This window comes from Streptomyces sp. SLBN-8D4, assembly GCF_049739545.1.
Classification (GTDB): domain Bacteria; phylum Actinomycetota; class Actinomycetes; order Streptomycetales; family Streptomycetaceae; genus Streptomyces; species Streptomyces canus_C.
This window is the reverse complement of the sequence record NZ_JBMGQC010000001.1, coordinates 7,798,712-7,815,335: the sequence shown is the minus strand read 5'-3', so window position 1 is coordinate 7,815,335 and position 16,624 is coordinate 7,798,712. Positions and strand designations below refer to the sequence as shown.

Below are 16,624 nucleotides of genomic sequence, written 5' to 3'. Positions count from 1 at the left end.
AACCGCCCCTCCACCGGCAAGCGGTGAGCGCCCGGTAACTCCCCCGCAACACCCGGGCAATCCCCCCGACCTACCCGGCCCCTAATTTCTGTCAAGCGACAGAAACACCCCACCCCCACCCCACCTCACCCCGCCCCCACCCCGCCCCCGGAGCCGGAGGTCCGCCATGGCCACAGAGACCACCTACGGAGCCCGAGACCACGCCCGAGCACAGGAGGGCACCCGTACCGAGGCCATGCCCGTCGTCCCGGCCGGCGACTGGCCGGACCCGCCCTGCGAGGCGGGCCACCTGGTGTGGGCGGAGACCGTCGCGGGCGGCAACTACACCCACCGCGTCCTCGCCCGCGGCACCGAAGTCCGCCTCACCGACCTCCACGGAGACGCCTGCGCCCACCTCCTCCTCTACGCGGAGGGCCGCCCCTGGGAGCGTCTGAACGTCGCCGACACGGTGAAGGTCCAGTGGAACGCCTACCTCGGCGAGGGCCAACTGCTCCTGTCCGACCAGGGCCGCGTCCTCGCGAGCGTCGTCGCCGACACCTCCGGCCGCCACGACGCCCTGTGCGGCACTTCCACCCTGGTCCGCAACACCGCGCGCTACGGCGACGGGACGCCCCAGAGCCCCTCCCCCGCCGGCCGCGAGCTCTTCAAACTGGGGGCCGCGAAGAACGGCCTCGAACCCCGCGATCTCCCGCCCTCCCTCTCCTTCTTCCAGGGCGTGCGGATCCGCGAGGACGGCGGCCTCGACTTCACCGGCTCGGCGGGCCCCGGCGGCAGCGTCACCCTCCGCGCCGAACAGGACGTGACGGTCCTGATCGCGAACGTCCCGCACCCCGCCGACCCCCGGCCCGCCTACGTCAGCACCCCGCTGGAGGTCCTCGCCTGGCGCGCCGAGCCCACCCGCGCCGGCGACCCCCTCTGGGATGCCACCCCCGAAGGCCGCCGCGCCTTCCTGAACACCGCCGAATTCCTGGCCTCGAAGGGACGCGCATGAAGACCGTGGTTCCGGCCCGCACCGCCTGGTCCTCCGTCATCCGCGAGGGCGAGACGCTCACCATCACCGACCTGCACGGCAACCAGGCCGTCGACTTCCTCGTCTACGACGCCCACGACACGGCGGTCCGCTACAGCGCCCCCGACACCATCCAGGCGCAGGGCGGCATCTTCCTCACCACGGGCAGCGTGCTGATGTCCGACGAGCACACCCCGCTGATGACGGTCACCGCCGACGACGTGGGTCGCCACGACACGGTCGGCGGAGCCTGCTCCAAGGAGTCGAACACCCTGCGCTACGGCCACCACACCTGGTCGCAGCACGCCTGCGTGGACAACTTCCTCGCCGAGGGCGCGAAGCACGGCCTCGGAAAGCGCGACCTCGTCTCCAACATCAACTGGTACATGAACGTCCCGGTCGAGAAGGACGGCACCCTCGGCATCGTCGACGGCATCTCCGCCCCGGGCCTGACCCTGACCCTGCGCGCCGAACGCGACGTCCTCGTCCTCGTCTCCAACTGCCCCCAGATCAACAACCCCTGCAACGGCTTCGACCCGACACCGGTCGCGATGACGATCGGAGCCGCGGCGGAAGGTGCGGTCGAGGCCGCGGAGACCGCGCCCGGCGCCACAGCGACCGCGATCGGGGCCGGCGCATGACCTTCGACACCCTCCTCGTCGCCAACCGGGGCGAGATAGCGGTCCGGATCATCCGCACGGCCCGCGAACTGGGCCTGCGGACCGTCGCGGTGTACTCCGACGCCGACCGGTCCGCCCCCCACGTCCGGCTCGCCGACCAGGCCGTACGCCTCGGCCCGGCGCCCGCGAAGGAGTCGTACCTCGACGCCGACCTGGTGCTGAAGGCGGCCAAGGACTCGGGCGCGGGCGCTATCCACCCCGGGTACGGTTTCCTGTCCGAGGACGCCGCGTTCGCCCGCCGCTGCGAGGACGCGGGGATCGTGTTCGTGGGCCCGACGCCGGAGCAGCTGGAGCTGTTCGGCGCGAAGCACACCGCGCGGGCGGCGGCGCAGGCGGCGGGGGTGCCGCTGGCGCCGGGCACGGGCCTGCTGCCCTCGCTCGACGAAGCGCTCGAAGCGGCCGGAGCCATCGGCTATCCCGTCATGCTCAAGGCCACCGGCGGTGGCGGCGGCATCGGCATGTCCGCCTGCCGCTCCGCCGACGAGCTGACCGACGCCTGGGGCCGTGTGCAGCGCGTCGCCGCCGCCTCCTTCTCCTCCGCCGGCGTCTTCCTGGAACGGCTCGTCGAGCGGGCACGCCATGTCGAGGTGCAGGTCTTCGGCGACGGCGACGGCACGGTCGTCACCTTCGGCGACCGCGACTGCTCCCTCCAGCGCCGCAACCAGAAGGTCGTGGAGGAGGCTCCCGCGCCCGGTCTCCCCGCTCACGTCCGCGCACAACTCACGGACAGCGCCCGCGACTTGTGCGCATCTGTCGGCTACCGCTCCGCGGGCACCGTCGAGTTCGTCTACGACGCCGCCCGCGAGGAGGCCTACTTCCTGGAGGTCAACACCCGTCTCCAGGTGGAGCACCCGGTCACCGAGGAGATCTACGGCGTCGACCTGGTCGCCTGGATGCTCCGCCTGGCCCGGGGCGAGCGGGACGTCGTGCGCCGGCCGGGCCCCCCGCGCGGCCACGCCGTGGAGGCCCGCGTCTACGCCGAGGACCCCTCCCGCGAACACCGTCCCAGCGCCGGCCTGTTGACGCGGGTCGAGTTCCCCACCGGGGTCCGCGTCGACGGCTGGGTGGAGACCGGCACCGAGGTGACGACGTCGTACGACCCGATGCTCGCGAAGGTCATCGCGTACGGCCCGGACCGCGCCCACGCGCTCCAGCGGCTGGACCAGGCCCTGGCCCGCACCCGTGTCGACGGCATCGAGACCAACCTGGGCCTGGTCCGGGCGGCACTGGCCGACAGCGACTTCAGGACGGCCGCCCACTCCACGGCGACCCTGTCCGGGGTCCAGGACCCGACCCCGCGCATCGAGGTCGTGGCCGCCGGCACCCTCACCACGGTCCAGGACTGGCCGGGCCGCACCGGCTACTGGCAGGTCGGTGTTCCGCCGAGCGGCCCGATGGACGACCGTTCCTTCCGCCTCGGCAACAGCGCGCTGGGCAACCCGGAGGGCGCCCCGGGCCTCGAATGCACCTTGCAGGGACCGTCGTTGAGGTTCACCCACCCCACGACCGTCTGTGTGACGGGCGCTCCGGCCCCGGTCAGCGTCGACGGCACACCGGTGCCGCAGTGGGAACCGGTGACCGTGCCCGCGGGCGGAGTCCTGGAAGTCGGGGCACCCGCCGAACACGGTCTGCGGACGTACGTCCTGTGCGCGGGCGGCCTCGACGTCCCGGCCTTCCTCGGGAGCGCGAGCACGTTCACGCTGGGCCGCTTCGGCGGACACGGCGGACGGGCGCTGCGGACGGGCGACGTACTGCGCTCGGGACGTCAGGGCGAGGGGACGCCGCTCGAAGAGACACCGGCCGAGGGGACCCAGGCCAGGGAGACGACCGAGCGGGCACCGGCCGAGAGGACACCCGTCGGGGACGACCACCCCGCCTTCGCCTCCGCCTGGCACATCGCCGCCGCCGAAGGCCCCCACGCCGCCCCGGAGTTCTTCACCGAGGACGACATCCGCGACTTCTACGCCGCCGACTGGAAGGTCCACTTCAACTCGGCCCGCACCGGAGTCCGCCTGGTCGGCCCCAAGCCCCGCTGGGCCCGCACCGACGGCGGCGAGGCCGGACTGCACCCGTCCAACATCCACGACACCCCGTACTCGGTCGGCGCGGTCGACTACACGGGCGACATGCCGGTGCTGCTGGGCCCGGACGGCCCCTCCCTCGGCGGGTTCTTGTGCCCTGCGACCGTCATCAGCACCGAGCGCTGGAAGCTGGGCCAGCTGCGCCCCGGTGACACGGTCCGCTTCGTCCCGGTGCACACGGACGGCTCGGCGCGCCCGGCGATCGTGGACGGCGGCATCCTCGCCCGCGACGGCGACGTCACGTACCGACGCAGCGGCGACGACAACCTGCTGGTCGAATTCGGCCCCATGCAGTTGGACCTGGCGCTGCGCATGCGCGTCCACGCGCTGATGGAGGCGGTCGCCGAACAGGGCCCGGACGGCATCACCGACCTCACCCCCGGCATCCGCTCCCTCCAGATCCGCACGGACCCGAACCGGCTGCCCCAGCACGAACTGCTCGCCACCGTACGGGAGATCACCGCGTCGCTCCCGCCCTCCGACCAACTGGTCGTACCCTCCCGCACCGTCCATCTCCCGCTCTCCTGGGACGACCCCGCGACCCGCGAGGCGATCGCCCGCTACATGGCGGGCGTGCGCGACGACGCGCCCTGGTGCCCGTGGAACATCGAGTTCATCCGCCGCGTCAACGGCCTGGCCTCGGTGGACGACGTCTACCGCACGGTCTTCGACGCGGAGTACCTGGTCCTGGGCCTGGGCGATGTCTACCTCGGCGCCCCGGTGGCCACACCGCTCGACCCGCGCCACCGCCTGGTGACCACGAAGTACAACCCGGCACGCACCTGGACGGCGGAGAACTCCGTCGGCATCGGCGGGGCGTATCTGTGCGTCTACGGCATGGAGGGCCCCGGCGGCTACCAGTTCGTGGGCCGTACGACCCAGGTGTGGTCGCCCTGGCAGCAGCGCGGCGCGTTCGAGCCGGGCTCGCCCTGGCTGCTGCGCTTCTTCGACCGCATCAAGTGGTATCCGGTGGACGCGGACGAACTCCTTGAGTTGCGCGCCGACATCACGTCCGGCCGTTTTGTGCCCCGTATTGAGGAGGGCACCTTCTCGCTCGCCGAGTACCAGGCCTTCCTCGCCGAACACGCCGAGCCCATAGCGGAGTTCAGGGAGCGCCAGCAGGCGGCCTTCTCCACGGAGCGGGACGCGTGGGAGGCGGCGGGCGAGTTCGCGCGGGCCGAATCGGCGGCCACGCCGGCCGTCGCCCCCGTGGACATCGCGGTCCCTCCGGGCGGCCGTCTGATCGAGGCTGAATTCGCCGCTTCCGTATGGCAGTTGAACGTCGAACCGGGTGACGAGGTGGCGGCCGGGCAGCCGCTCCTGGCCCTGGAGGCGATGAAGATGGAGTCCAGGGTGCACGCGCCGGCGGCCGGCGTGGTCGCGGAGATCCTGGCCAGGCCGGGCGACCAGGTGGAGGCGGGGACGGCACTGCTCGTCCTGGCCCCGCCCGCATCGTGAACGCCGGCACAGTGAGCGGCCGTCCAGTGAGCGGCCGCACAGTGAAAGAGGAGCGCGTCATGTCCAGCACCGTCACCCGGGTCCGTGCCGCCCACGACCGCGTCGAGGCCGTCGACCGCCCGGAGATCTGGATCGACCTGCGCCCGCGGGAGGAGGTCGAGAAGGAGGCCCGGGCGATCGACGAACGGCTCGCACAGGGCGAGCGACTCCCCCTCGCCGGCCGCCTGTTCGCCGTCAAGGGCAACATCGACGTGGCCGGCCTGCCCACCACCGCGGGCTGTCCGTCGTACGCCTACCGTCCCGAGGCCGATGCCCCGGTGGTCGCCCGTCTCCGCGCGGCGGGCGCGATCGTGCTCGGCACCACGAACCTGGACCAGTTCGCGACGGGCCTGGTCGGCACCCGCTCTCCGTACGGCGCGGTCCGCAACGCGTACGACCCGGCGAGGGTCAGCGGCGGTTCCAGCTCCGGTTCGGCGGTCGCCGTGGCGCTGGGCATCGTCGACTTCGCCCTCGGCACCGACACGGCGGGCTCGGGCCGGGTCCCGGCCGCCTTCAACGGCATCGTCGGGCTCAAGCCCACCCGCGGCCTGGTCCCGACGGCCGGGGTCGTCCCGGCCTGCGCCTCGATCGACTGCGTGACGGTCTTCGCCCGCACCCTCCCGGAGGCCGAGCAAGCGCTGTCCCACATGACGACCGGCACCGCCCCGGCCCTCCCCGGACGCCGACCCGGCCCCTGGCGGATCGCGGTCCCGCCCCGCGAGCAGCTCGGCGAACTGGACGAGGGCTGGGCCGAGGCGTACGAGCAGGCGGTGGATCAGCTGATCGCGGCCGGCTCGTCGGTACGCGAGCTCGACCTCACGCCCTTCACGGAGGCGGCGGCGATGCTCTACGAGGGCGCGTTCGTGGCCGAGCGCTACACGGCGGTGGGCGCCTTCGTCGACAAGGCGACAGCGGCACGCGACGACTCCCTCGACCCCACGGTCGCCGCCATCATCACCGGGGCCCGCGACCTTCCGGCCCACCAGCTCTACGCCGACCTGGACCGTTTGGCCGCACTCCGCACCCGGGCCCTGGCCGAACTGGCCGACGCGGACACCCTTCTCCTGCCCACCGCCCCCGGTCACCCCACCCTGGCCGAGGTCGCCGCCGACCCGCTGGGCGCCAACGCCCGCCTTGGCCGCTTCACCAACTCCACGAACCTCTTCGACCTGGCCGCGGCAGCCGTCCCGGCGGGCGAGGTGAACGGCCTCCCGTTCGGCGTGATGCTGATCGGCCCGGCGCACACCGACGAGCGCCTGGCGAGCATCGCGCGTCTGCTCCAGCCGGAGACACGGCTCGCGGTGGTCGGCGCGCACCTGACGGGCCGGCCGCTCAACCCCCAACTGCTGTCCCTGGGCGCCCGCTACGACCGTACGACGACCACAGCCCCGGTGTACCGCCTGCACGCTCTGCGCACCGACCCCCCGAAGCCGGGCCTGGTCCATGTGGGCGAGGGCGGCGCCGCGATCGAGGCAGAGGTGTGGCGCCTACCGGCGGAGGGTTTGGGCCGCCTCCTGTCGGCCCTCCCCCGCCCGATGACCCTGGGCAGTGTGGAACTGGCAGACGGAACCAGGGTCCCCGGCTTCCTCTGCGAACCGAGCGCGCTGGAGAATGCCGAGGACATCACGTCGTACGGGGGCTGGCGCACCTACTTGGACCGCAGCTGACTGCAACCCAGTCACCCCACCGACGAGTAGGCCACAACCCCCCGCAGCAACAGGTCAACGGCCTTCCGCGCGTTCTTCGCGACCGTGGACCCCTCGCCCCCGGAAACCGGCGCCGCCGCCGAGATCTGTCCCAGCACGTCGATCACCTGCTTGCACCACCGCACGAAGTCCCCGGCCGGCATCTCCGCCTCCCGCAGCACCTCGTCCAGCCCCTTGCCGGAAGCCCACATGTACGCGGCCCAGGCGAACCCGAGGTCGGGCTCACGCTGGCCGACCCCCTCGGTCTGGTTGATGCGGAAGTCCTCCTCGAGGGCGTCCAGCCGCCCCCAGATCCGCACCATCTCGCCGAGCGCGGCCTTGGCTTTGCCGGACGGCACCTTGGGCGCCATGGCGTCGTCGCTTACGCGGGACTCGTACACCAGCGCCGACACGCACGCGGCCAGTTCGGCGGGGCCGAGTCCCTCCCAGACGCCTTCTCGCAGGCACTCGCTGGCCAGCAGATCGAGCTCGCCGTACAACCGGGCCAGCCGCTTGCCGTGCTCGGTGACCTCGTCGGCGCGCAGATAGTCCAGCTCGGTGAGCAGGGCCACGATCCGGTCGAAGGTCCGCGCGATCGTGTTCGTGCGCCCCTCGATGCGCCGCTCCAGCTGCGAGGTGTCGCGCAGCAGCCGGTGATAGCGCTCGGCCCAACGGGCGTGGTCCTCGCGGTCGTCGCACCCGTGGCAGGGGTGCGCCCGGATCGCCGTCCGCAGCCGTGCGATCTCGCGGTCGTCGGCCGCCTGCGCCCGCTTCTTGCGGGCCCGCTCCGGCGGAATGTGCCCGGCCTTGGTGCGCAGCGCGGAGGCCAGGTCCCGACGGGACTGCGGCGAGCGGGGGTTGAAGGACTTGGGGATCCGCATCCGCTCCAACGCCTCGACCGGCACCGGGAAGTCCATCGAGGCGAGCCGCTTGACCTGCCGCTCGGCGGTCAGCACCAGGGGCCGGGGGCCGTCGTGGTGCTCGAAGCCCCGGTGGCCGTTGGACCGCCCGGCGGGCAGGCCCGGGTCCAGTACCAGGGCGAGGCCCGCGTACTTGCCCGTCGGCACGTGGATGACGTCGCCCGGCTTGAGCTTCTCCAGGGCCACGGCCGCCTCGGCCCGCCGCTGGGAGACGCCCTGCCGGGCCAGCTCCGTCTCGCGGTCCTTGAGCTCGCGGCGCAGCCGCGCGTACTCCTCGAAGTCGCCGAGGTGGCAGGTCATGGAGGCCTTGTAGCCGTCGAGCCCCTCCTCGTTGCGCTGCACCTGCCGGGAGATCCCGACGACCGACTTGTCGGCCTGGAACTGCGCGAACGACGTCTCCAGGAGCTCGCGCGAGCGGTGCCGCCCGAACTGCTCCACGAGATTGACCGCCATGTTGTACGACGGCTTGAAGCTGGAGCGCAGCGGGTACGTGCGCGTGCCGGCCAGTCCCGCCAGGTGCTCGGGGCTGCTCCCGCGCTGCCACAGGACCACCGCGTGACCCTCGACGTCGATGCCGCGCCGGCCCGCACGCCCCGTCAGCTGGGTGTACTCGCCGGGCGTGATGTCGGCGTGCTGTTCGCCGTTCCACTTGACGAGCTTCTCCAGCACCACCGAGCGCGCGGGCATGTTGATGCCCAGCGCGAGCGTCTCGGTCGCGAACACGGCCTTGACCAGGCCGCGTACGAACAGCTCCTCGACGACCTCCTTGAACGTCGGCAGCATGCCCGCGTGATGGGCCGCGATACCGCGCTCCAGGCCTTCCAGCCACTCGTAGTACCCGAGGACGTGAAGGTCCTCGTGCGGGATCGACGCGGTGCGCTCCTCGACGAGGGCGCGCACCTTGCCCCGCGCCTCGTCGTCGTTGAGCCGCAGCCCCGCGTACAGGCACTGCTGTACGGCCGCCTCGCACGCGGCGCGGCTGAAGATGAACGTGATGGCGGGCAGCAGCCCCTCGGCGTCCAGCCGCTCGATGACCTCGGGCCGGCTCGGCGTCCACACCTTCGACCGCTGCCGCCGCTCGCGCTCCCGGTCGGCCTCGCGCATCGCCCGGCCGCGCCGGCGGTCCTGGTACGACGGCCGCTGGGCCTCCATGCGGGCCAGCCGCGCGAGATCGGGGTTGACGGCCTTCTTGTTGCCCTCGCCCTCCTCGAACAGGTCGTACATCCGCCGTCCGGCGAGCACGTGCTGGAACAGCGGCACGGGCCGGTGCTCGGAGACGATCACCTGGGTGTCGCCGCGGACGGTGTCGAGCCAGTCGCCGAACTCCTCGGCGTTGGACACGGTGGCCGACAGCGACACCAGGGTCACCGACTCGGGAAGATGGATGATCACCTCTTCCCATACGGCGCCCCGGAAGCGGTCGGAGAGGTAGTGCACCTCGTCCATCACCACGTATCCGAGGCCGAGGAGGGTCTGCGAGCCCGCGTAGAGCATGTTGCGCAGGACCTCGGTGGTCATCACGACCACGGGGGCGTCGGAGTTGACGCTGTTGTCGCCCGTGAGCAGGCCGACCTTGTCCGCGCCGTAACGGCGGCTCAGGTCCGCGTACTTCTGGTTGGACAGCGCCTTGATGGGGGTCGTGTAGAAGCACTTCTTGCCCTGCTGGAGGGCGAGGTGGACGGCGAACTCGCCGACGATCGTCTTGCCGGATCCGGTGGGGGCGGCCACCAGCACGCCCTTGCCCGCTTCGAGAGCCTTGCAGGCCTCGATCTGGAAGGGGTCGAGACCGAAGTCGTACATCTCGCGGAAGCCCGCGAGCGCGGTGGCCTGCTCGGCTGCCCGCAGGCGGGCTGCCGCGTACCGCTCGGCCGGTGAGAGGTCCTCTGTCATCGTGCTTTCGAGCGTACCCGGCACCACTGACAACAGGACGATCATTATCCGGATCGGGGTTCGCGAAACCTGCCCTTCACGCAGTTCAAGGGCCCACCACGGACACCGCCCCGCGGACGCAGCGCGCGCTCAGCGGCAGCGGCCCGAGCGGCTCGCCGTCCGCGTACCCCGTGACACCCTCCGCGGTGATCTCGGCCTTCGCCGCCTTCAGCACGGTGACCTTGGGATGGTCGACGTGGGTGCCCCGGTACACGCGCGGGAACACCCGCAGCAGGGTCGTACGGCTGCAGTCGCCGACCACGGTGATGTCGAACAGCCCGTCGGTGAGGTCCGCGTCCGGGCAGATCCGCATGCCGCCGCCGTACGACGATCCGTTGCCGACGGCCACCAGGGTCGCCTCGACCTCGTGGACGCGGCCCTCGTCGAGCGTGATCCGGTACGGGAGGGGCCGGAAGGCGGCCAGTTCGGCGAGCATGGCGAGGTCGTACTTGAGGCGGCCGGTGGGCCATCTCATCCGGTTGCCGCGGTCGTTGACGCGGGAGTCGAAGCCGGAGGCGAGGACGGTGCCGAACCAGTGGTCACCGGCCTGCCCCAGGTCGGTGTCGTGGACGCGGCCCTCCTTCAGCGCCTCGGCGATGAGCCGGCCCGCGGCGGCGGGGTCGCGCACCGGCAGCCCCAGCGCGCGGGCGAAGTCGTTGCCGGTGCCGGCCGCGACCAGACCGAAGGGGGTGCGGGTGCCGGCCACGGCCTGCAGGGCGAGGTTGGCCATGCCGTCGCCGCCGACCGCGATCAGAGCGCCGGTGCCGCCGGTGACGGCGGCACGCGCGCGTGCGAGGGCGTCGGCGGCGTCCACGCCCAGTATTGTCCGCACGGCGAAGCCCGCCGCCCGCAACGCCGAAGCGGCCGGCTGCGCCGCGTGGGCGCCCCGGCCGCGGCCCGCGGTGGGGTTGACGAAGAGGGTGATCTCGCTGGTCACGGAAGCGACCTTACGAGCCGCTTCCCGCTCCTCAGGTCACGTCGTCATAACCGTTGACCCGGTCCGTGCCCGACTGCTCGGGCAGCGCCCGGCTCGCGGAGACGGTCTCGACCTCGCCGATGTCCTCGGGCGTGAGATCCAGGTCGGAGGCCTCGTCGTCGTCGGGCCCCTCGGCCTCGCGGCGGCGCCTGCGCCGGTCGTTGAGCAGGGAGAACGCGGTCGCGGCGAAGTACAGGACCCAGATCGGCGCGGCGAGCGCCAGCATCGTGAGCGGGTCGGTGCTCGGTGTGGCGACGGCCGCGAACACGGTGATGGCCATGATCATGCCGCGCCACCAGCCGAGCATCCGCTTGCCGGTGATCAACCCGGTGAGGTTGAGGAAGACCAGCAGCAGGGGCAGCTCGAAGGAGAGGCCGAAGACCAGCACCATGCGCAGGACGAGGTCGAGCAGGTCGTCCAGCGGCAGCAGGTTGGAGGTGCCGCCCGGGGTGAAGCCGATCAGCACCTGCGCCGTGGTCGGCAGGACCGTGTAGGCGAAGTAGGCGCCGACGAGGAAGAGCGGGGCACCCGTGCCGACGAAGGCGTACGCGTACTTCTTCTCGTGCCGGTGCAGACCGGGGGCGACGAAGGCCCACAGCTGGTAGAGCCAGACCGGGGAGGCCGCGACGACGCCGGCCATCAGCGACACCTTCAGGGCCAGCGTGAAGGGCGCGAGAAGGCCGTTGATCGTGATCTGGGCGCACGGCTTCGACTGCGTCGACTTGGCCAGCTCCGCGAAGGACTTGTCACAGCCGACCGAGTCGAGGATCGGCTTGGTGATCAAGTTGATGATGTCGTTGTAGAAGAAGGCGGCGACGACCGTGATGGCGACGATGGCCAGCATCGCCTTCGCGAGCCGGTTGCGGAGCTCACGAAGGTGATCCGCGAGAGGCATCCGCCCCTCGGGATCCCTCTCCTCTTTGCGGGCAGACTTGAGCAACCCACGTTCCCATCTCGTGCGGGCGGGCCGGTGATCACCGGCCCCGCGTCAGCGCTTGGTCGTGTCCGTCGGCTCCGAGACCGGGCGCGAGCTCGTCACGTCGCCGGGGGAAGCCTGGATGGTGCGCTGAGCCGGGGTCTGCTCGTCGGTGTTGGGCGGGCCGGCAGGAGTGGCCGTGCTGCTGCCCTCGTCCTTCATCGCCTTGGCCTCGCTCTTGAGGATGCGAGCGGACTTGCCGAGCGAGCGCGCCATGTCGGGAAGCTTCTTCGCGCCGAACAGCAGGATGATGACGACGAGGATGAGAATGATCTCGGGGGCGCCGAGCCTTCCGAACATAAGTCTTTACCTTCTCACCGAGGCGGCTTGTGGGGTGCTGTCCGACCGGTCGGACATGTGTCCGATCAGTCGTGCTGGCAGCGATCGTAACGCTCAGGGGTGAACGCCTGGCAATCCCTGTGCGTACTCCCGGTTCGCGGCCGAGCCTCGTTATCCGGACCGCGACCAGCAGCGTACCTGGCGACCCCGCCACGATGACAGGGCGAAGTGTCCCAAAACGCATGCGCCGCTCGACTCACACCCAACTCATGGCCGTACTCACAGTGAGTCGACAGAACGGGCCGTGCTCACCGCCGCGCGCTCCAGATCCTCCGCGGCCCTGCCGATGCGCTCCGCGGAGTCCGCTACCTGGCGCCCGAGACGCCGGGCCTCCAGGAAGACCCGGACGGCGAGCACACCGAGTACGGCGAGACCCACGAAACCCACAGCTACCGCGAACATCGGCCAGAACATGGCACCGAGCCTAGAGGGTGGAGTGCAGCCGCAGCGTACGGACCCCGCCGCCGGTCAGCAGCTCCACGATCCGCTCGCCGGCGGGCTTGCGGACGGCCGCGCCGCACTCGGGGCAGGTGAAGGAGTAGAAGGTGGTGCGGCTGGTCGCGCCGATGGCGAGGCGGAAAGCGCTGGCGGCCAGCTCGAACCGCTCCCGGCAGTCCGGGCAGCCCGCCTTGAAGGTCACCGGAGCCGCGCTTCTCATCCCCGCGAAGGCGGCAGCCACCGTGATACCCGCACCGGACGTCACCGACTCGCTCAAAGCCCCTGCTCCCGCCTGTCGTACTGACCGTCGCCCGGCCCGTCGCCCTGACCGTCGCGCGCCGCGTCCGCCGCCTGCGCGCCCTGCGCCTCGACCCCGTCGTAGGCCACCAGGGCCTCGCGGGCGGCCTCGCGGGCGCTGTCGGCGAGGTCGCGCGGCGAGACGATACGGCCGTCGCGACCGAGCCGGAGCGCCAGCCTGCGCAGCGATGCCGGGTCGGGGGTGCGGAGGGTAATACGCAGCCCGCCGTCGGAAAGCTCATCCGCACTGTCGTGCGGGTAGTACTCGGCGACCCAGCGGCCGCCGGGACCGACCTCGACGACCACCTCGGGGTCCTCGGCCGCGGGCTGCACCAGCCCCTCCGACAGGTCCCTGAGCTCGACCTCGGGCGGCGCGGACGGCTCGTCGAGGATCTTGATCTCGGCGACCCGGTCGAGCCGGAACGTGCGCCGCGCCTCGGAGCGGCGGCACCAGGCCTCGACATAGGTGTGGCCGACGCTGACCAGGCGGATCGGGTCGATCTCGCGCTCGGTGAGCTCGTCACGGGCGGGTGAGTAGTAGCGGATCCACAGCCTGCGGCGCTCGGAGATGGCCCGGTCGACGTCCGCGAAGACACCGCCCTCGGCCTCGAAGGTCACCGACAGCCGCGAGCTCGCGCTCGCCTGTTCCCCCGCCGCGGTCTCCACCTTGGCGGTGGCCCGCAGCAGCGCCTGCCGGTCGCTCTCCCTGAGTCCGGGCAGCGTGGAGACCGCGCGGGCGGCCACCAGCAGCGCGGTCGCCTCGTCCGCGGCCAGCCGCAGCGGCTCCGCTGTCTCCTCGCCGAGGGCGGCGGGGTTGTGCCACCAGATCCGCTCGCCGTCGGTGTCGATGTCGAGCAGATCGCCGCCGCGGAAGCTGGTGCCGCACATGGGCAGCACATCGAGGTCGGAGACCAGCTCGTCCTCGGTGATGCCGAAGGCGCGGGCCACGTCCTCGACCCGCGCTCCGGGGCGCTCCTTCAGATAGGTCACCAGCGAGAGCATCCGCCGGGTCTGGTCGATGGCGTTCGTGGGCCTGACCGGTTTGCCTGCCACAGTTCTCTTCCGCTCCCCCTCAGCCCTTGGCCACGGCACGCAGCCGGTCCACCACGTCGGCCCGCAACTCGGCGGGCTCCAGGACCACCACGTCGGGACCGAACTCCACCAGCCAGGCGTCCAGGCCGTGGCCGTACGGAATCTCCAACTCGTCCCAGCCGTCGCCAGGTTCCCGCACCGAGGTGGCCTTCGCCCGCAAGGGGTACCCGGCGCCGGTGCGCAGCCGGATCCGCGCGCTGCGGTCGGCGGTCTCCCCCGCCCAGCTCGCCACGGTCTCGCGGACGGTGACGACATCGGGGATCGGGGCCGTGAACCGGGTGCCGCGCGAGCGCACCTTGCCGGTGATCCGGGAGAGCCGGAACACCCGCTCGGCGCCCCGGTCCCGGTCGAAACCGGCCAGGTACCAGTGGCCGCGCCAGCACTCCAAAGCCCACGGCTCGACATGGCGCGGCTCGGGGCGGGCGGCTGTGGCCTTGCGGTAGTCGAAGACGACCGGGCGACGGTCACGGCACGCGAGCATCAGCGGCTCGAAGGAGGTTTCGTGCACCGGGATGCGCGGCTCCAGGGCACCGTGCGCCTCGTACGGGTCGACGTCCTCGGGCAGCCCCGCCGCGCGCAGCTTCTGCAGCGCACCACTGGCGGCGCCGGCGAGCCGGGCCTGCTGCCACACCTTGGCGGCCAGGCCCAGGGCGGCGGCCTCCTCGGCGTCGAGGGTGATGGGCGGCAGCCGGTTGCTGTCCCGGCGGGCCAGATAGCCGACTTCGCCGTCGAGGTTCTCAACGGTCTCGATCACGAGCCCGAGTTCGCGCAGATCGTCCTTGTCGCGCTCGAACATCCGGTTGAAGGAGTCGTCGGAATTGGCTTCCAGGTAGGCCTCGATGGACTCCCTGAGCTCGCGCTTGCTCAGCGGCCGTCGCGTCCCGAGCAGACACAGCGCCAGGTTCATCAGCCGCTCGGCCTTGGCAATGGCCATCGACGCCCTTCGCCTCCCTATGGTGCTTACGGACGATGACCGTACCGCCCCGAAGGAGCAGGGCAAAAGCCGAGGGCCCATGCCCGGACAGGCATGGACCCTGGTCGATCAGGTCCGGTCGGATGCCGTACGGCGATCCGACCGCGACGCGATCTTTTACGGCTACTCCGGTGACTCCGGTACGACGATCAGACGCCGAGGAGGTCGACCACGAAGATCAGGGTCTCACCGGGCTTGATCGCCGGGGTCGGGCTCTGGTTGCCGTAGGCGAGGTGGGCCGGGATGGTCAGCTGGCGACGGCCGCCGACCTTCATGCCCTGCACGCCCTGGTCCCAGCCCTTGATGACCCGGCCGCCGCCCAGCGGGAAGCGGAACGGCTGACCACGGTTCCAGCTGGCGTCGAACTCCTCGCCGGTGCTGAAGGAAACGCCCACGTAGTGGACGGTGACGGTCTGGCCGGCCTGCGCAACCTCGCCGTCGCCCTCCCAGATGTCCTTGATCTCCAGGTCCGCCGGGGGCTCGCCGCCCGGGAAGTCGATCTCGGGCTTGTCGATGCTCACGTCACTCGCTCCTGCTTGTTCACGGAAAGGCAACAGGGACCAGTCTTACATCCCTGCCGCGGGGACCGGCGCGCATGTCCCCCGTGCGTCACATCTTCGCGAGGATGTCCACGGTGAAGACCAGTGTGGAGTCCTTCTCGATGCCGCTGCCGGCCGGCGGATTGTCGCCGTAGCCCAGCTTCGGCGGGATGGAGATCAGCACCCGGCTGCCGACCTTCTTGCCGGTCAGACCCTGCGCCCAGCCCTTGACGACCTGCTGCAGCGAGAACGACGCCAGCTGCTTGCGCTTGTAGGTCGAGTCGAACTCCTTGCCGCTGTCCCACACCACGCCCTTGTACTGCACGAGCAGCGTGCTGTCGGCCGCGACCTCGTCGCCGTCGCCCTCGATGACGTACTCCGACACCAGCTTGGTGGGCGCGTCCGCCTTGGGGATCTCGATGGAGGGGGCCTTGCCGTCGGTGTTGGTGCCGACCTTGGGCAGCTTGGCGTCGTCCTGGGCAACGGTCTTGCCCTTGGCGGAGCTCTTCGCGTTGAACGTGTTCTGCACATCGACGACGAACACCAGGGTGTCGGTGCCCTTGATGCCCGCCTGCGCGTTGCCCTGCTTGCCGTACCCCCAGGTGGGCGGGATGGAGAACTCGACGCGGCTGCCGGCCTTCTTGCCCGCCAGGGCGTACCGCCAGCCGTCGATGATGCTGTTCTGCGCGAGCTGGATGACCAGCGCCGTCTTTCGGTCGTAGGAGTTGTCGAAGACCTTGGCCGTGCTCCAGATCTGCCCCAGGTAGTGGGCCTGGATGTAGTCGCCCTCGGCGATGGTGGTGCCGCCGCCCGCGATGAGCGTCTTGACCGCGAGGTCCTTCGACGGGTCGCCGGTGCCCTTGGCGACCGTCGGCTTCTCACCGAACTTCGTGCCCGCCGTGACCGCCGGCAGCGGACCGGCGACGATCTTCGGCGGCGGCGCCTGGGAGGCCGAGGACGACGGCGAGGGTGACGCGCTGTCGCTCGCCTTGCTCGAGTCGGACTTGTCGTCACCGCATGCGGCGAGTGTGGCCAGTCCTGCGGGAACGGCAATGAGAACGGAGCGTCGGCGCACGGTGGGGGCCTCGTAATCGGTCGATCTTGTTGATGGCGTGCGCGCAACTCTACGGCGTGAGAAGGGCGCCGTACGGGAAACGTACGGCGCCCGTGTTGCGTTCCGGCGCTGATCCGGA

General features: G+C 71.4%; 14 protein-coding genes. 4 read left to right on the top strand and 10 right to left on the bottom strand.

Annotated features, from left to right (window positions below):
• The first annotated feature begins 166 nt into the window (after positions 1-166).
• From RKD20_RS35510 to atzF, 4 genes are read left to right on the top strand one after another with little or no spacing between them, the layout of a single operon-like run.
• Positions 167-991 (top strand): urea amidolyase associated protein UAAP1, encoded by an 825-nt coding sequence (locus tag RKD20_RS35510; protein ID WP_424881279.1) that lies wholly within the window; start codon positions 167-169, stop codon positions 989-991.
• The gene (locus RKD20_RS35505; protein WP_424881278.1) at positions 988-1,650 is read left to right on the top strand and encodes an urea amidolyase associated protein UAAP2; all 663 of its coding nucleotides are present in this window, start codon (positions 988-990) and stop codon (positions 1,648-1,650) included. The genes RKD20_RS35510 and RKD20_RS35505 overlap by 4 nt, the downstream gene beginning before the upstream one ends.
• Positions 1,647-5,228 carry a 5-oxoprolinase/urea amidolyase family protein gene (locus RKD20_RS35500; RefSeq protein ID WP_424881277.1) on the top strand — a complete coding sequence of 1,194 codons (3,582 nt, stop codon included), beginning with the start codon at positions 1,647-1,649 and terminating at the stop codon, positions 5,226-5,228. Before RKD20_RS35505 ends, RKD20_RS35500 begins: the two co-directional genes overlap by 4 nt.
• Positions 5,229-5,287: 59 nt before the next feature.
• On the top strand, positions 5,288-6,934 hold the full coding sequence (gene atzF, locus RKD20_RS35495; protein WP_424881276.1) for an allophanate hydrolase: 1,647 nt from the start codon (positions 5,288-5,290) through the stop codon (positions 6,932-6,934).
• Positions 6,935-6,945: 11 nt separating this feature from the next.
• Here the strand turns inward: atzF and RKD20_RS35490 are convergent, their stop codons facing one another.
• The 10 genes from RKD20_RS35490 to RKD20_RS35445 all read right to left on the bottom strand — a co-directional run bounded on the left by RKD20_RS35490 (position 6,946) and on the right by RKD20_RS35445 (position 16,506).
• Positions 6,946-9,807, bottom strand: a complete 2,862-nt coding sequence (locus RKD20_RS35490) for a DEAD/DEAH box helicase (protein WP_424881275.1) — start codon at positions 9,805-9,807, stop codon at positions 6,946-6,948.
• 40 nt (positions 9,808-9,847) lie between these two features.
• Positions 9,848-10,738, bottom strand: a complete 891-nt coding sequence (locus RKD20_RS35485) for a diacylglycerol kinase (RefSeq protein WP_424881274.1) — start codon at positions 10,736-10,738, stop codon at positions 9,848-9,850.
• A 31-nt stretch (positions 10,739-10,769) separates the two neighbouring features.
• Positions 10,770-11,717 carry a twin-arginine translocase subunit TatC gene (tatC, locus tag RKD20_RS35480; RefSeq protein WP_424881273.1) on the bottom strand — a complete coding sequence of 316 codons (948 nt, stop codon included), beginning with the start codon at positions 11,715-11,717 and terminating at the stop codon, positions 10,770-10,772.
• 48 nt (positions 11,718-11,765) lie between these two features.
• Positions 11,766-12,053, bottom strand: coding sequence for a Sec-independent protein translocase subunit TatA (gene tatA / locus RKD20_RS35475; RefSeq protein ID WP_020117708.1), 288 nt, complete (start codon positions 12,051-12,053; stop codon positions 11,766-11,768).
• 258 nt (positions 12,054-12,311) lie between these two features.
• Positions 12,312-12,506: a hypothetical protein gene (locus tag RKD20_RS35470; protein WP_424881272.1), complete on the bottom strand. Its 195-nt coding sequence runs from the start codon at positions 12,504-12,506 to the stop codon at positions 12,312-12,314.
• Positions 12,507-12,516: 10 nt separating this feature from the next.
• On the bottom strand, positions 12,517-12,807 hold the full coding sequence (locus RKD20_RS35465; RefSeq protein ID WP_028807709.1) for a hypothetical protein: 291 nt from the start codon (positions 12,805-12,807) through the stop codon (positions 12,517-12,519).
• Positions 12,804-13,880, bottom strand: a complete 1,077-nt coding sequence (locus RKD20_RS35460; RefSeq protein WP_424881271.1) for a helix-turn-helix transcriptional regulator — start codon at positions 13,878-13,880, stop codon at positions 12,804-12,806. The genes RKD20_RS35465 and RKD20_RS35460 overlap by 4 nt, the downstream gene beginning before the upstream one ends.
• Before the next feature lie 19 nt (positions 13,881-13,899).
• Positions 13,900-14,853, bottom strand: a complete 954-nt coding sequence (locus RKD20_RS35455) for a helix-turn-helix transcriptional regulator (RefSeq protein WP_424881270.1) — start codon at positions 14,851-14,853, stop codon at positions 13,900-13,902.
• Positions 14,854-15,041: 188 nt separating this feature from the next.
• Positions 15,042-15,413 (bottom strand): FKBP-type peptidyl-prolyl cis-trans isomerase, encoded by a 372-nt coding sequence (locus tag RKD20_RS35450; protein ID WP_424881269.1) that lies wholly within the window; start codon positions 15,411-15,413, stop codon positions 15,042-15,044.
• A gap of 88 nt (positions 15,414-15,501) precedes the next feature.
• A complete protein-coding gene (locus tag RKD20_RS35445) occupies positions 15,502-16,506 on the bottom strand; it encodes an FKBP-type peptidyl-prolyl cis-trans isomerase (RefSeq protein WP_424881268.1) in 1,005 nt (334 codons plus the stop codon).
• Positions 16,507-16,624 lie beyond the last annotated feature (118 nt).

Coding starts and splice junctions, on each gene's coding strand:
- RKD20_RS35505 (WP_424881278.1), top strand. CDS start 988: ATGAAGACCGTGGTTCCGGCCCGCACCGCCTGGTCCTCCGTCATCCGC.
- RKD20_RS35470 (WP_424881272.1), bottom strand. CDS start 12,506: ATGTTCTGGCCGATGTTCGCGGTAGCTGTGGGTTTCGTGGGTCTCGCC.
- tatA (WP_020117708.1), bottom strand. CDS start 12,053: ATGTTCGGAAGGCTCGGCGCCCCCGAGATCATTCTCATCCTCGTCGTC.
- RKD20_RS35510 (WP_424881279.1), top strand. CDS start 167: ATGGCCACAGAGACCACCTACGGAGCCCGAGACCACGCCCGAGCACAG.
- RKD20_RS35500 (WP_424881277.1), top strand. CDS start 1,647: ATGACCTTCGACACCCTCCTCGTCGCCAACCGGGGCGAGATAGCGGTC.
- RKD20_RS35490 (WP_424881275.1), bottom strand. CDS start 9,807: ATGATCGTCCTGTTGTCAGTGGTGCCGGGTACGCTCGAAAGCACGATG.
- RKD20_RS35455 (WP_424881270.1), bottom strand. CDS start 14,853: ATGGCCATTGCCAAGGCCGAGCGGCTGATGAACCTGGCGCTGTGTCTG.
- atzF (WP_424881276.1), top strand. CDS start 5,288: ATGTCCAGCACCGTCACCCGGGTCCGTGCCGCCCACGACCGCGTCGAG.